The organism is Endozoicomonas sp. ISHI1 (assembly GCF_024606225.1).
Taxonomy (GTDB): Bacteria; Pseudomonadota; Gammaproteobacteria; order Pseudomonadales; family Endozoicomonadaceae; genus Endozoicomonas_A.
Genome location: NZ_JAGRPU010000002.1, coordinates 193,173 through 208,558 on the forward strand (window position 1 = coordinate 193,173; position 15,386 = coordinate 208,558).

9 protein-coding genes are annotated in these 15,386 nt (G+C 48.8%); 1 reads left to right on the top strand and 8 read right to left on the bottom strand.

Annotation, left to right across the window (positions count from 1 at the left end; genetic code table 11):
- Nucleotides 1–62: 62 nt before the first annotated feature.
- Complete coding sequence (locus KBW69_RS02945; RefSeq protein WP_257279852.1) at nucleotides 63–2,447, top strand: response regulator; 2,385 nt, start codon at nucleotides 63–65, stop codon at nucleotides 2,445–2,447.
- Nucleotides 2,448–2,481: 34 nt separating this feature from the next.
- Here the strand turns inward: KBW69_RS02945 and hemE are convergent, their stop codons facing one another.
- The 8 genes from hemE to KBW69_RS02985 all read right to left on the bottom strand — a co-directional run bounded on the left by hemE (nucleotide 2,482) and on the right by KBW69_RS02985 (nucleotide 15,174).
- Nucleotides 2,482–3,549: a uroporphyrinogen decarboxylase gene (gene hemE, locus KBW69_RS02950; RefSeq protein ID WP_257279853.1), complete on the bottom strand. Its 1,068-nt coding sequence runs from the start codon at nucleotides 3,547–3,549 to the stop codon at nucleotides 2,482–2,484.
- A 183-nt stretch (nucleotides 3,550–3,732) separates the two neighbouring features.
- Nucleotides 3,733–5,160: an FAD-dependent oxidoreductase gene (locus tag KBW69_RS02955; RefSeq protein WP_257275722.1), complete on the bottom strand. Its 1,428-nt coding sequence runs from the start codon at nucleotides 5,158–5,160 to the stop codon at nucleotides 3,733–3,735.
- 131 nt (nucleotides 5,161–5,291) lie between these two features.
- Nucleotides 5,292–9,749 (bottom strand): glutamate synthase large subunit, encoded by a 4,458-nt coding sequence (gene gltB, locus KBW69_RS02960; protein WP_257279854.1) that lies wholly within the window; start codon nucleotides 9,747–9,749, stop codon nucleotides 5,292–5,294.
- A gap of 417 nt (nucleotides 9,750–10,166) precedes the next feature.
- On the bottom strand, nucleotides 10,167–11,258 hold the full coding sequence (gene aroB / locus KBW69_RS02965) for a 3-dehydroquinate synthase (RefSeq protein WP_257279890.1): 1,092 nt from the start codon (nucleotides 11,256–11,258) through the stop codon (nucleotides 10,167–10,169).
- Between the two features lie 77 nt (nucleotides 11,259–11,335).
- Nucleotides 11,336–11,854 carry a shikimate kinase AroK gene (gene aroK, locus KBW69_RS02970; protein ID WP_257275719.1) on the bottom strand — a complete coding sequence of 173 codons (519 nt, stop codon included), beginning with the start codon at nucleotides 11,852–11,854 and terminating at the stop codon, nucleotides 11,336–11,338.
- A gap of 135 nt (nucleotides 11,855–11,989) precedes the next feature.
- Nucleotides 11,990–12,481 carry a DUF29 domain-containing protein gene (locus KBW69_RS02975; RefSeq protein WP_257279855.1) on the bottom strand — a complete coding sequence of 164 codons (492 nt, stop codon included), beginning with the start codon at nucleotides 12,479–12,481 and terminating at the stop codon, nucleotides 11,990–11,992.
- Between the two features lie 24 nt (nucleotides 12,482–12,505).
- Complete coding sequence (locus tag KBW69_RS02980) at nucleotides 12,506–13,003, bottom strand: DUF29 domain-containing protein (RefSeq protein ID WP_257275717.1); 498 nt, start codon at nucleotides 13,001–13,003, stop codon at nucleotides 12,506–12,508.
- 89 nt (nucleotides 13,004–13,092) lie between these two features.
- Entirely contained in the window at nucleotides 13,093–15,174 is a 2,082-nt protein-coding gene (locus tag KBW69_RS02985; RefSeq protein ID WP_257275716.1) for a type IV pilus secretin PilQ, read from the bottom strand.
- Nucleotides 15,175–15,386 lie beyond the last annotated feature (212 nt).

Genomic DNA, 15,386 nt, shown 5'->3' on the forward strand with positions numbered 1-15,386 from the left:
TGTGCGCTGTATTCAACCGCCTGTTATCGATTGCCCCCCACCCCTCCTCAGGCACAGAGTCGATGTCGCGCCTTCGTATCAAGGTTGGGTTGTGGATAAGAGCAGTATTACTAATGGTTCTGGCTACCACCTACAGTGCGAAAGTATTCAGCCTTGATCAGATCACTCATCAGCAGCCTCAAAAAGTTTCCATCAATCTTGAGCCTTTCTCCAGAATTTTCATTGATCCGGAAAGTTCACTCGATTTAGATCAGATCAATGATCTGGATTACTTGTTTCGTTTTGCTCCCTGGCAGAGGAAAAGCCTTTACTTCACCAGCCAGAAAGGCACAGCCTGGATCAAGATCTCACTGCCCAAAGACATCAACGTTAAGCCTATACCCATTCTCTGGCTTCAACCACCACCCGGCGTATCGCTAACTGCGTATATTTCAGGCCCAAAACATTACAGGCAACTTCCAGATAGACGACAGCCCGGCAGCAATGTTTATCTTTATAATCTGATGCCCTTTGTGGATAAAACACTGGATTTATTTATTGAGATACCCGCAAGCGCCTCAGGCAACCTACACGCCTCTCTGAAGTCTCCCAGTGCAGTTCTCAGCGATCTGGCATTCACTCACTGGCAAAGCGGTTGGCTGCTGGCTCTGTTTTTCGTCATGATGATTATGAATGCCATTAACGGGTTTAAATTTCATCAGAAGGCTCATATCTATCTGGCCGGCTTCTGCTTTATGGGCACGATATTTTTGATAAGCTGGCAGGGATTATTTCATATCAGCAAGTTCGAGTCAGGATGGCTGCAAAACTTGATGATGAACGTTTCACTGATCGTTGGAACCATTCTGCTCAGTCAATTAGCTCGCGCCAGTTTGACGGGAAAGAGCGTTAAACTCATCTACTGTTTTAACACGCTCTCCATCATCTCGACATCATTACTGATACTTACTTTGACAGGCACCTCTGCATCCCTGGAGCACAGTCTGATACTCAACCTGCTGACGACTCAGATCATCTGGTATTGCAGCCTGTTCGTCAGAGTACCCGGTGCACTGAAGATTCCTGCCTGGATTACCACCCCTTATGCCCTTGTCCACCTGTTAGCCTCACTGGCTATTCTGGGCGTTTTCGATTATAACCCCACTGCCGCCACTTGGATGCTGCTTCAAGCAACTTCGTTAACCATTCTTGCCTCCAGCTTTTATTTTGGTTACCAGAGACGTCTGCCAAAGGGAGCAAAGCTCGCACAGGAACCACCACTCAGCCCGGCATCCAAAACCCAAATGACAAAAGATAAGAGTCTATTTAACGCTTTGGGCCATGAACTCAGAACACCTTTAAATGGCGTACTGGGGATGTCTGAACTACTCCGAAGCACACAGCTGACCCCCAAACAGGAAAACTATGTTGAAACCCTGAGATATGCAGGCAACGAGCTCAGCAATCTGATCAACCTGCTTTCTGAAGCCTGGAAACTTGAGCAAAACGAAGCCAGCCTTGAGATCAAACCCTACGATATCAATGAGTTTCTGAACGACTGCCTCATTAAATTCCGGTTACGGGCAGAGCAACTGAATACTGAACTGATCAGCTTTGTGCACCCTGATGTCCCGGATATCAGTGAAACAGATACACGTCAGCTATCACTCATTTTAGAAGGCGCCCTGATTCATATCTTTCGCCAAACAAAAAACAGTGAAATAATGATTTCCGTCAGTCAGAACGCCCAGCTGCCAGACTCAGAACCGAACAGGCAGAATGAAAGTAAAGACGGCTACATTCTTTATCAGATCAGTTACAGTCAGGGGAAACAAGCTCTGAACCTTCCGGGTAACATCAGTGGACTCAGTTACTCTGAAGCGAAAAAACAGGCCAACATCAGCATACATCTTTACATTACCATCCAATTAATTGAAGCCATGTCCGGGCACTTTGGCATCATGAATCAGGGCAACACGCATATCTGGTTTGCCATTCCACATAAACAACAAACAACAAACGCCATTCGTCGGGATGAACAACCGCTTTTCTATCACAAAAATATCAAGGCACTGATTGTTGATGACAATAAAACCTGTAGACAGGTTCTGGCCCAACAATGTGCACTGATGGGCATCAATACACTGGATGCTGAAGACGGTCGGGAAGCGCTGGCTATGATTCGCAACGAAGCCTACCTGGGAAGAGCCTTCGACGTGATCATACTTGACCACCATATGCCGGGTATGAATGGCATCCAAATGGCTGAAAGACTCCAGGAAGAGAGTCAGATGGAGATCCCAAAAATCATCATGCTCACCGGTGCTACAAACCCACCAGGAAAACAACATGCGGATAGATTGAGGATCAGTCAATTCCTGACCAAACCCACTGAATCCAAAACGCTCAAGAAGACAATTTCACAGGTTCTGGGAGAACCCCATCAGGATAAGAATGAGACAGCCTGATGCCAGAAGACATCAGGCTGACGAATACGGTCAATTATTGTGCATGGTATCGGACTGACAGTTCGTGGACCGCATCGACAAAGGCTCTTGCACGATCAGGTTCGACAAACTGATGAATGCCGTGCCCCAGATTGAAGACGTGACCCTCACCCGGTCCGAAACCTCTGAGAATTTTAGCCACTTCTTCTCTTATGCGCTCTGATGATGCATAGAGAACCGATGGGTCCATATTTCCCTGCAACGCGACCTTATCCCCTACACGACGACGTGCATCAGAAATATCGGTCGTCCAATCCAGGCCCAGAGCATCCGCACCGGTTGCGGCCATAGATTCGAGCCACTGACCACCATTTTTGGTGAAAAGAATGACGGGCACCTTTCTACCCTGATGTTCTCTGATCAAACCTGAAACAATCTTCTCCATGTACTTTAAGGAAAATGCTCTATAGCACTCAGGAGAAAGCGCCCCACCCCAGGTATCAAAGATCTGGACGGCCTGAGCTCCTGCTTTAATCTGGGCATTCAGATAATGTGTCACAGAGTCTGCCAATACATCCAGCAATTGAGACAACATCTGGGGCTGATCAAACATCATCGCTTTTATACGACGAAAATCTTTACTGCTCCCCCCCTCAACCATGTAGGTAGCCAGAGTCCACGGACTGCCGGAAAAACCAATCAGAGGCACACGACCATTGAGCTCGGAGCGGATAGTGCGTAACGCATCCATGACATAGCCCAGATCCTTTTCGGGATCCGGAACAGACAGTGCTTCAACATCGCTCGCTGTTCGAATGGGCTTTTTAAACCTCGGGCCTTCTCCCGTCTCAAAATACAACCCCAAGCCCATTGCATCCGGGATGGTGAGGATATCTGAAAAAAGAATGGCCGCATCCAGGTCAAAACGCACCAGTGGCTGAATGGTTACTTCACAAGCCAGCTCAGGATTCATACAAAGCGACATAAAATCACCCGCTTTGCTCCTAAGCTCCCGATATTCAGGCAAATAACGTCCAGCCTGACGCATCATCCATACGGGGGTGACATCAACAGGCTCTCTCAGCAGAGCCCTCAGTAAGCGATCATTTTTCAGCTCGGTCATGGGGTTTCCAGAATTCAGGAACAATGCAATAAGCCGTAAGAAGATCCGGGCAAGCGCTTAGAGTCTGCCCAAACCGAAAAAGCTACGATGTTAGAAAATAAAAGGGGGAGAATACTCATTCCCCCCCCTAATGACAATCTTCCACTGCTCGAGAACATTCATCCTGATAAGCTCTCTGCAGGATCAAACATCCAGATAGTCCATAATGCCCTCAGCCGCCTGACGACCTTCCCAAATCGCTGTAACCACCAGATCAGAACCACGAACCATATCCCCACCGGCGAAAACTTTAGGATTGGAAGTCTGAAACTTATACCTGGCCTGCTCAGGCGCAACGACTCCACCCCACTCATTCAGTTGAATATCATGGGACCCGAACCAGTCAGCAGGACTTGGACGAAATCCAAAAGCAATCAATACCGCGTCGGCTTCTAATATTTCCTCACTGCCCGGAACCGGCTCAGGACGACGACGCCCTTGCTCATCAGGCTCACCCAGCTTGGTGGTGATAACTTTGACACCTTCTACCTTACCGTTACCGACAATCTCAACAGGCTGACGATTGAACAGGAACTTGACACCTTCCTGTCTGGCATTAGCGACTTCACGTCGCGAGCCCGGCATATTCTCTTCATCACGGCGATAGGCACAAGCGACCGACTCAGCCCCCTGACGGATGGAAGTACGGTTACAGTCCATGGCCGTGTCACCGCCACCGAGAACCACGACACGTTTTCCTTTCATGCCGATGAAATCAGACGCTTTTTTTTCAAAACCCAGGTTGCGATTCACGCTGGAAATCAGGAATGGCAGAGCATCATGAACGCCAGGAAGGTCTTCACCCGGGAACCCCCCTTTCATGTAGGTGTAGGTTCCCATGCCCATAAATACGGCATCGTATTCTGCCATCAGATCTTCCATCAGGACATCTTTACCGATTTCAGTATTCAGCCTGAATTCAACACCCATTTCCGTGAACACTTCACGACGACGGGACATCACTGATTTCTCAAGCTTGAACTCAGGGATACCAAACGTCAGCAGACCACCAATTTCCGGGTTTTTATCAAATACAACAGGTTTTACACCGTTTCTGACCAGCACGTCTGCACAGCCCAGACCCGCAGGACCAGCACCGATCACGGCTACTTTTTTATCTGTCCACACCACCTTGGACATATCCGGTCGCCAACCCAGGGCCAGCGCCGTATCGGTAATATATTTTTCAGTAGCGCCAATGGTTACAGCACCAAACCCGTCATTCAGGGTGCAGGCACCCTCACAGAGTCGGTCCTGTGGACATACACGACCACAGACCTCTGGCAGACTATTGGTCTGATGAGAAAGCTCAGCGGCCTCAAATAAATTACCCTCTGAAACCAGCTTCAACCAGTCCGGAATGTAGTTGTGCACAGGGCACTTCCATTCACAATAAGGGTTACCGCAGGCAAGGCAGCGATGAGATTGCTGCTTAGCCTGTTTTTCACTGTAGGACTCATAGATCTCTACAAAATCATTCTTGCGAACCTGTAGGGCCTTTTTTTCCGGATCTTCTCTTCCTACTTCGACAAATTGAAAATGATTGTTAAGTCGGTTGTTAAACTGTGACATGAATTTGACCTCATTCGCTGATTGTTTTTATAACGCTCATGCCGCTGCTGCATATGCTGCTTATTACCATCTCTTGGCTGCAGCGCACATGGCTGTTCTAAAGACTTTTCTTGCAAGCGGTTGCAAGCACCCTACTCGGGACGCCCACGTGTACTCGCCAGCAATGAGTCCAAACTGGCCGCCTTTGGCTTCACCAGCCAGAAACGACCCCGATAGTCGTAAAACTCCTCCTGAAGTTCACGCCCCCATTCACTGCCTGTCTCTTTTACATACTCATCCAGAAGACCCATCAGGTGAGACTGATAGTCCTCCATGGATTCGGTATCAATTCGGTGAATATCTACCAGTTCGTGATTATAACGATCAACAAAGTTACGTTTCAGATCTAGCACGTAGGCAAAGCCACCGGTCATACCGGCACCAAAGTTGTGTCCTGTTTCGCCCAGTACCACCACCAGACCACCTGTCATGTACTCACAACAGTGGTCCCCTGCACCTTCGACAATGGCAGTAGCCCCGGAGTTCCGAACACCAAGACGCTCACCGGCACGGCCAGCGGCCAGAAGGCGTCCACCGGTAGCGCCATAAAGAGAGGTGTTACCGATGATAGAGGTTTCGTTAGAATTGAAAGCACTCCCCCGGGGCGGACGGATAATCAGGTTGCCGCCTGTCATGCCTTTACCCACGTAGTCATTAGCATCCCCTTCCAGACGCATATCCAGACCGCCCGCATTCCAGACACCAAAGCTCTGTCCGGCAGTACCTTTCAGGTTGAGCTTAACCGGACTCTCTGCCATCCCCTGATTACCATGACGTTTGGCAATCTCACCCGACAATCTGGCACCAATTGAACGGTCACAGTTGCCCACCGTGAACTCAAACTCGCCTCCCTCGCCACTTTCGATAGCGGGTAGACAGGCTTCAACCATTACCTCTGCTAACTCACCCTTGTCATAGGAAGGGTTACGCTCAACCTGACAGGTATGAGGCTTGTCTTCGGGAATCAGATCGTTGTGGACAATGGGTGTCAAATCGAGGCCTTTTTGCTTGTCTGTATCACCAGGAAGCAGCTCCAGCAACTCTGTTCGGCCAATGACGTCTCCAAGACTTTTAGCTCCCAACACGGACAACCACTCACGAACCTCTTCAGCCACAAAAGTGAAGAAGTTCATGATCATCTCAACCGTGCCGATGAAGTGATTTTCTCTCAGATGCTGGTCCTGAGTTGCGACGCCGGTTGCACAGTTGTTCAGGTGGCAGATTCTGAGGTACTTACATCCCATAGCAACCATCGGTGTGGTACCAAAACCATAACTTTCAGCACCCAGAATGGCGGCTTTTACGACATCAAGGCCTGTTTTGATGCCACCATCGGTCTGAAGACGAACCTTTCCGCGCAAATCGTTCGCTCTCAGTGCCTGATGAGCCTCTGTCAGACCCAGCTCCCAAGGAGAACCTGCATATCTGATAGACGTCAAGGGACTGGCAGCAGTGCCTCCGTCGTAACCAGAGATGGTAATGAGATCAGCATATGCCTTGGCAACACCCGCAGCGATGGTGCCGACACCGGGCTCTGATACCAGTTTTACGGAGACCAGCGCATCAGGGTTCACCTGTTTTAAGTCGAAAATCAGCTGAGCCAGATCTTCAATCGAATAGATATCATGGTGCGGTGGCGGTGAAATCAGTGTCACACCAGGTACCGAATAACGCAATCGGGCAATCAGCTTGTTCACCTTGCCACCCGGCAGCTGCCCCCCTTCACCTGGCTTGGCACCCTGTGCCACTTTAATTTGCAGAACATCCGCATTGACCAGGTAGTGGGGCGTCACACCAAAACGACCAGAGGCAATCTGCTTTATTTTAGAAACCCGGTTAGTGCCAAAGCGTGCTTCGTCCTCACCCCCTTCACCTGAGTTGGAACGACCGCCCAGACGGTTCATCGCTTCAGCCAGAGCTTCATGGGCTTCCGGAGACAGGGCGCCAAGACTCATAGCTGCAGAGTCGAATCGTTTGAGAATATGGGTAGCAGGTTCAACTTCATCGATAGCCAGAGCTTTATCGGCCTTTTTGAGGCCCATCAGATCACGCAAGGTAGCAACCGGCCTTTCGTTTACCAGTTTGGAGTAACGACGAAACTCTTCATAATCACCTGTGGACACTGCTTTCTGAAGCTGCTGAACGACGTCAGGATTGAATGCGTGATACTCACTGTCGTGCACATATTTAAGAAGGCCACCCTGCTGAATGGGCTTCCTCTTCTTCCAGGCGGTTTCAGAGAGTAACTGCTGATCTTGCTGAATCGCATCAAAACCAGCTCCTTCAATACGACTCTGAACACCCTTGAAACACAGGTCAACGACTTCAGAAGAGAGACCAATGGCTTCGAACAGCTGCGCAGCACGATAGGAAGCAATGGTAGAGATCCCCATCTTGGAGAGAATCTTCAACAGCCCTTTATCGATGCCCTTGCGATAAGCTTTGTAGGCATCCAGAGGATCCGCCAGAACCTCTCCGGAGCGAATCTGGTCATGAATAATTTCGTAAGACAGGTAGGGATAAATAGCCGTAGCACCGAAGCCCAGCAATACCGCGAACTGATGAGAATCTCTGGCGGTGGCTGTTTCTACCAGTATATTGGCATCGGATCGCAGGCCCGTATCAATCAGTCTGTGATGAACTGCGCCTGTAGCCATAGCCGCATGCACAGGCAGCTTTTCATCATTGATATCCCGATCACTCAGATGAATCAGTGCCTTGCCGTCTCTTACAGCCTGCTCTGCCTGAGCACAAATGCGCTCTATAGCCGACCTTAAACCTTCTTCAGGCTTGTAATTGATGTCGATGTAAGCCACATCAAGGTCATCATGCTGATGATGAGCATTGATCAGATTCAGGAATTTGGTCGTCGACAGCACTGGCGATTTGAGTACCACACGACCAGCATGTTCAGGGGTCTCTTCAAATATATTTTTCTCACGTCCCAGACAGGTTTCCAGGGACATAACGATCGCTTCACGCAGAGGATCGATAGGTGGATTCGTGACTTGGGCAAACTGCTGCCTGAAGTAGTCATACACGGAACGCACACGACCTGACAATACCGCCATTGGCGTATCGTCGCCCATTGAGCCTACCGCTTCCTGTCCGCTCTCAGCCAGAGGACGGATCACCTGATCACGCTCTTCAAAAGTCACTGAGAACATCTTCTGATGAACCTTCAGTAGTTCTGAATCCAGATGCTCAATTTTGTGATCTTCATCCCTGAATCGGGAACGGATACGATAAGCATTCTGTTTCAACCACTTCTTATAAGGCTGTCGAGTCTTCAGCTGCTCATCAATATCATGGGCCTGAAGCAATTCGCCTGACTCAACATCAATGGCCAGAACTTCACCCGGACCAACACGACCTTTGGCCACCACATCTTCAGGCTGATAATCATAAACACCCACTTCAGAAGCAACGGTCAGATAGCCGTTTTTAGTAATAACCCAGCGGGAAGGGCGCAGACCATTGCGATCCAGTGCACAAACAGCACGACGACCGTCGGTAAGCACCAGACCAGCAGGACCATCCCAGGGCTCCATGTGCATGGAGTTGAATTCATAAAATGCCCTGAGACCGGGATCCATGGTATCAACATTCTGCCAGGCAGGCGGAACCAGCATTCGGATAGCCCGGTACAGATCAACACCACCGGTTACCAGAATTTCAAGCATGTTGTCGAGGCTGGATGAATCGGACCCGGTTCGGTTGACCAGAGGAGAGATCTGATCCAGATCGGGCAGAAGCTCAGATTTGAATTTGTTTCGACGAGCCTGTGACCAGTTTCTGTTACCGGTGATGGTGTTAATTTCACCATTATGAGCCAAGAGACGGAAAGGCTGAGCCAACTTCCAGCGTGGCATGGTGTTTGTAGAGAAACGCTGATGGAATACACAGATTGCGGTTTCAAACCGGGGGTCACCCAGATCTTGATAAAAGTTAGCCAGATCTACAGGCATCATCAGACCTTTGTAGGTCACGACCTGAGTAGACAGGGAACAGATATAAAAGTCCTGATCCTGCTCAAGCGCCATATTGGTGAAGCGACGGGCCATATAAAGACGGGCTGAAAACTCGGCTTCCTCCAACTCGCCCTGATGACCTACAAACACCTGTTCAATAACGGGTAGCTGATCCAAAGCAATAGGGCCAAGACACTCACTATTGACCGGCACCTTTCGCCAGCCAAGCACTACCAGGTTTTTCTTTTCCAGTTCAGCTTCGAGTTTTTTTCTGGCATGATCGGCGACGGATTCATCCTGACTCAGGAATAGCATCCCCACAGCGTAACGGGCTGGAAGATCTTTACCCAGTTGCTCTTTAACGACAGTGCGGAAGAAGGTATCAGGTGTCTGAATCAACAAGCCACAACCGTCGCCTGTTTTACCATCTGCAGCAATACCACCACGGTGCGTCATGCAGGTAAGTGCTTCAATCGCGGTTGTCAGGAGATTATGACTCTTCTCTCCTTCCATGTGGGCAATCAGCCCGAAACCACAGTTATCCCTGAACTCCTCAGGATTATACAGACCTGGTTTCATAAGCACTCTCTCATCGTCAGTTATTATAAACCTTGAAACTTCTGTCACTCTGGAAACCTGCTCGCTCAGACTCCCGGACGATCGTTGTTCTCATTTTGTCCAAGGCACTTTATTCTGTAAAAATGCAGCTCTCCCACATCCCGCTGCTGTCTTGACACTGTGATGCTGGCTGCATTTATGGCTCAGGTTGTAGCGGTTGTCTTGCAGGACAACCACAACCAAAGAATATTTATTCGTTTTTATGGATTTTAATTCAAAAAAGAGTACAAAAAAAGAGTGTACTCCCTACTACTACTTCATGAAAAACAGGTCGAAGTTGCAGACATTCAATCTCGCCACAAAAGACGAGGGGCTGACCATTTTACACGGCCAACCCCTCGATCACAAATACACAAAAAGAACAATAAGCAATAAGCTCTATATTCTGCACACCTCATTCAGCATCTTATTAAGCACAACCCGGTCAAACTGGTCTGTCACAACCGCTTTACCGATCTGCTCTAAAAGCACTAGCCTCAATTTTCCATCCAGCACTTTTTTGTCGACGGACATCAGTTCAATAAAGCGACCGGGTGACATGCCCTCAGGAGGCTCTACCGGCAGATGTGCGGCTTTGAGCATAGCCACGACCCCCTGTAGTTCTTCTCTGGTAATCTGACCCAGTCGGCAGGAGAGTTCAGCAGCCATCACCATACCGACAGCAACCGCCTCACCATGCAGCCATTCGCCATAACCCGTGTGCGTTTCAATAGCATGTCCGAAGGTGTGGCCCAGATTTAAAATCGCTCTGAGCCCAGACTCTTTTTCATCTTCTGCCACCACCCAGGCTTTGTCAGAGCACGAACGATGAATCGCATAAGTCAGCGCCTTCTGATCCCTCGCCATGATTCGCTCAATATTTGCTTGCAGCCACTGATAGAACGATTCATCACATATCAGGCCGTATTTGATCACTTCGGCAACGCCAGCGGAAAACTCCCGGTCAGGGAGTGTATTCAAAGAGTCTGTATCGATGAGGACAACATTGGGTTGATGGAAAGCACCAATCATATTTTTGCCCAACGGATGATTAACGCCGGTTTTCCCGCCAACAGAAGAATCTACCTGGGACAGCAGAGTGGTTGGAATCTGAATAAAATCAACGCCACGCTGATAGGCTGCTGCTGCAAAGCCTGTCATATCACCCACCACACCACCACCCAGAGCGATCAATGTGGTTTTACGGGTATGACGAGCTTTAAGCAAGCCGTCAAACACTTTTTCAAGTGTGCTCAGATTCTTAAACGCTTCTCCATCAGGTAGCGTGACTTCCAACAGGTCAAAGCCCTCCAGCAGGCTACGCACCTTGTCCAAATAGAGAGGAGCAATGGTTTCGTTAGTGACAATAGCCACTTGCTGCCCCTTGATATAGGGCTTGAGCAACCCGGGTCTGGCTGCACCCGCATAAAGGCCTGAACCAATATAGATGGGGTAGCTTCTCTCACCCAGATCCACATTCAGTTCAAGGATGTCCGACTCCTGCATCAAACGTCTCTCTCTTTCTGAAAACCTTTATTGATTAACTAATCCAAAGGCTTTTTCTTTGCTTACGGCAATTTGCCAACGGTTCGGATGATTTCGTTGATCAGTGCTTTAGGTGATAGTAACTCTGTATCCAGCTCGACATCGGCAATACTGGAATAGAGTGGCGCTCTCTCATTCAACAGCTGCGTCAGCACTTCCTCACGATCAGATCTCTGCAACAAGGGTCTTTTCTTGTCTTTCTCAGTTCTGACCAATTGTGCTGCTACTGATGCCTTGAGAAAAACAACCACCCCATTGGTACCCAACTGCTGGCGATTTTCCAGTCGGGTCACAGCTCCACCCCCCGTCGCAAGAACAATACCCTGCCTGGAACAAAGATCCTGTATTACCTGTATTTCACGCTGCCGAAAGCCCTCTTCGCCCTCGACATCAAAAATCCAGGGAATTTCAGCACCACTGCGCGCCTCAACCTCATGATCTGAATCAAAAAAAGGCAGCCCCAGCTCTTTGGCCAACATTCGCCCGATCGTACTTTTACCGGCCCCCATAGGGCCTACCAGATATATATTTCTCAATGGCATTGTCTTTGTTAGCCCGACTTCCTGCCTGCGTGTGAGGCTGAGCCTAGCGCATCCTGAGTCATGCTGACAACAAAAAACGGGAGCTTTCACCCCCGTTTTTTGTCAAATGAACGCATGGCTCAATTCATAGACAATTCAAGGCAGCCACTTTTCTGTCATGATCTCTTCAAATGACCAAGGGCAACTCTCCGGATAACTATCATCAGTCAGCCAGTTTTGTTTTGGCAGATAGTCATTCATCTCTCTTATTGCACGCTTCTTGCCTTCTCTGTAGGCCGAGACATACAGCTCATCCAATCGAGACTTTAGTGATGGATTAGCAAGCAATACTTTGCCAGCATCGTCCCTGGCATTGCGAATACGCCCAAACCAGGATCGGAACACTTTGGGCTCGGGCATATGAGGGTTCAGGATATAGGTCTGATACTGATACTTCAGTAAGTGTTGCAACAAAACCACCAGATGAGACTCCAGCGACCTTGGCTCACTCTTACCCATACCCTCAACTTCCTCAATGAGATTATCCAGGTCAAGCTCATCAAACTGACGGTTTTCCAGAAGTTTTTTCTGTTGCTGAACCCAGCCAAAGTAATCTGTGTCGTACTGATTACCGGAAGCGTTAACCATATCCTTTTCCTCCAAATGCGCCGTTTATTCTGGCAACCAGTTTATCTCCATCACCTGATCAAAAGACCAGGGACACTCTTTTGGAAAGCTGTTCTTGTCCAACCTTTTGCCTTCTGAGCGAATGTACTTGTTCAGCTCTTGCACAGCATCTTTTCTTGCATAGAAATACGCTTCAGCCAGTGCTTCATCCTTGATCTTGTTCAAATAAGGACTTTTTCTGAGCAACGTCTTAATCTCAATCCTTGGGTTAGTGATGCTGGGCAGCCAGGTATGAATGACTTTGTCCTGCACCCAGGGGTCTTGCAGAACCCTGAGCTGATAATCGTATTTGAGCAGATGGAGCAACAGGATAATCAGATGGGACTCAAAGCTGTTTCGCTCACTTTTACCCATTTCCCCAACTTCCTCAATGAGATTATCCAGGTCAAGCTGATCAAACTGACGGTTTTCCAGAAGTTTTTTCTGTTGCTGCACCCACTGGTAATAATCAGAGTCGAACAGTTGATTGGAGCGGCCATCCATAACAAGATTCCTCTATCAGTGCGGAGTCCATTATAGGGCATTTTTTTGGAAGTGATCCCGGAAGGTCTTAGCCTTCCGGGATGGGAGAATTAACGGAGGGTAAAATTGTCGCTGATCACTCGAGGCGTGATAAAAATCATCAGCTCGGCTTTTTCATCTGAGCTGGTATCTTTTCTGAATAGTCGTCCTACATAAGGAATATCACCCAACACAGGTACTTTAACCGTCCCATTTTTCTTCTCCTGAGTGAAGACCCCACCCAGAACAACCGTTTCACCATCTCTGACCAGCACCTGAGTACTCACTTCATTTTTATTGATGGTAGGTACTCCATTTGGCGCATCAGTACCCTGAGAGTCATTGGTGACCGTCACATCCATAATAATACTGCCCTCAGGAGTGATCTGCGGTGTGACCTCAAGGGAAAGCACCGCATCCTTGAAGGCTACAGAAGTTGCACCGCTGGATGTTTTCTCTTCGTAAGGAATTTCCTTACCCGATTTGATCACTGCTTTAGTCTTGTCTGCGGTTATCACTTTTGGCTGAGAAACCGTTTCTCCTCCACCATCAGACAAGATGGCAGATAACTCAAGGTTCAAAATAGTGCTATTGGTTGCAAAGCCAATGGCCAGAGTAGCGGCATTAGCTCCGCCTACACCAAAGTCCATAAATGGGTTGCTACCCACACCGGCTGAAGGTGTGCCCCCGTCATTTCCTGCGTTAGTGCCACTGCCACCAATACCAATAGCCCGATTCGAGTCATTCGATGTCAGATCTGTTGCTCCACTCCACTTTACACCCAGATCGCGGGTAAAATCAGAGTTCATATTGACAATACGAGCCTCAATCATCACCTGTCTGACGGGAATATCAAGACGCTGAATCAGGGCACGCAGCTCATCCAGCTTTTCCTGAGTATCTTTAACCAGAAGACTGTTGGTGCGGGCCACTACCTGAACCGAGCCACGCTCAGTCAGTAGACTGGTCTCTTCCCCTTCACCCGCCAGAACCTCTGCTATCTCTGAAGCATCAGCGTAATTGATCTGAATAAGATCGGTGTAGACAGGCGCCAGCTCGCGAATCTGTTTGTCATTCTCCAGTTGCTGACGCTCTCTGGCTGCAATCTCTTCGGCCGGAGCGACGGTCAGAACATTACCTTCAAGCCGTTTGTCCAGACCTTTTGATTTAAGAACGATGTCCAGAGCCTGATCCCAGGGCACATTCTGAAGACGCAGTGTCACATTACCACTGACCGTATCTGAAGCCACCAGGTTCAGATCAGTAAAATCAGCAATCAACTGAAGAACAGCACGCACTTCGATATCCTGAAAATTCAGGGACAACTTGTCACCCTTATAGGCCAGACCTTTACGGTCACGACCATAATCTTTACTGGATACCGGCTTAACACTCACTGTCAGTGTGTTATCAGCCTGATAAGCAAGGTAGCTGTAATCCCCCTTGGGCTCAATCACAATCACCGCATTCCCGTCTTCGACCTTGGCATCAATGAATTTAACGGGAGTAGCGAAATCAATGACGTCCAGACGGTTGCGTAAGCGGCCTGGCAGTACATTCCCCTGAAACTCCAGACGAATGCGACCACCCAGCTCATTCATATCCATAGGAATGTTAGGATCTGCGAGCGTAATGACAACATTACCCTCACCTTCTTCACCCCTCTGGAAATCAATATGGGTAATGCCATGACTGGCAGGGTCAGCCAGAGGTGCACCAGAACTGGCCACCGTTGGAAGAGCAGAACGGGTATTGGAATCTTCTGCTCCTACATAAACATAAAGCACGTTGCCGTCTGCTTTAGTGGAAAAGCCAGCAGCTGTTTTCAAATTAACAACGAGCCGGGTTCTGCCCCCGGCTTCAAGCACTGTGACACTCTCTGTGTTCTGAAATCCAACTTCGTTATACTTGGGCAGATCACTGCGAGTGAATGGCAGATCCAAAGAAATTCTGGGGGGCTGCTCTATTGTGTAGCCCTTGGCCTCAGGTGCTGGACCATCAAACATCAGACGCAGCTCTACGATATCCCCTGGCAGGGTACCTGCGTCCATTTTCTTGAGTGTTACACCCCAGACAGAAAGCGGCAACCACGCCAACACCACATACAGTAACATTCGTACTGCGCTCGCTTTCAAAACGGGCTTATTATTCATCTACTTGACCCACTTAGCATTTTAGAATTGTTGTTCTAATCGGCATGACATCAGAAAAATCCAGTTTTCTGCGGCGATGTCGCCTACCTTGTTATAACAGCCATAGAAACTCTTTATTAGAGTGAGCATTTCAACGAACACCATAATGAGAGCCATACCTTGTATGCCCGCCATCAAAAAGAGACGTAACTTGTGAGGTATGTATGGCAAAG

Coding starts and splice junctions, on each gene's coding strand:
- KBW69_RS02945 (WP_257279852.1), top strand. CDS start 63: ATGTCGCGCCTTCGTATCAAGGTTGGGTTGTGGATAAGAGCAGTATTA.
- hemE (WP_257279853.1), bottom strand. CDS start 3,549: ATGACCGAGCTGAAAAATGATCGCTTACTGAGGGCTCTGCTGAGAGAG.
- KBW69_RS02955 (WP_257275722.1), bottom strand. CDS start 5,160: ATGTCACAGTTTAACAACCGACTTAACAATCATTTTCAATTTGTCGAA.
- gltB (WP_257279854.1), bottom strand. CDS start 9,749: ATGAAACCAGGTCTGTATAATCCTGAGGAGTTCAGGGATAACTGTGGT.
- aroK (WP_257275719.1), bottom strand. CDS start 11,854: ATGCCATTGAGAAATATATATCTGGTAGGCCCTATGGGGGCCGGTAAA.
- KBW69_RS02975 (WP_257279855.1), bottom strand. CDS start 12,481: ATGGTTAACGCTTCCGGTAATCAGTACGACACAGATTACTTTGGCTGG.
- KBW69_RS02980 (WP_257275717.1), bottom strand. CDS start 13,003: ATGGATGGCCGCTCCAATCAACTGTTCGACTCTGATTATTACCAGTGG.
- KBW69_RS02985 (WP_257275716.1), bottom strand. CDS start 15,174: ATGAATAATAAGCCCGTTTTGAAAGCGAGCGCAGTACGAATGTTACTG.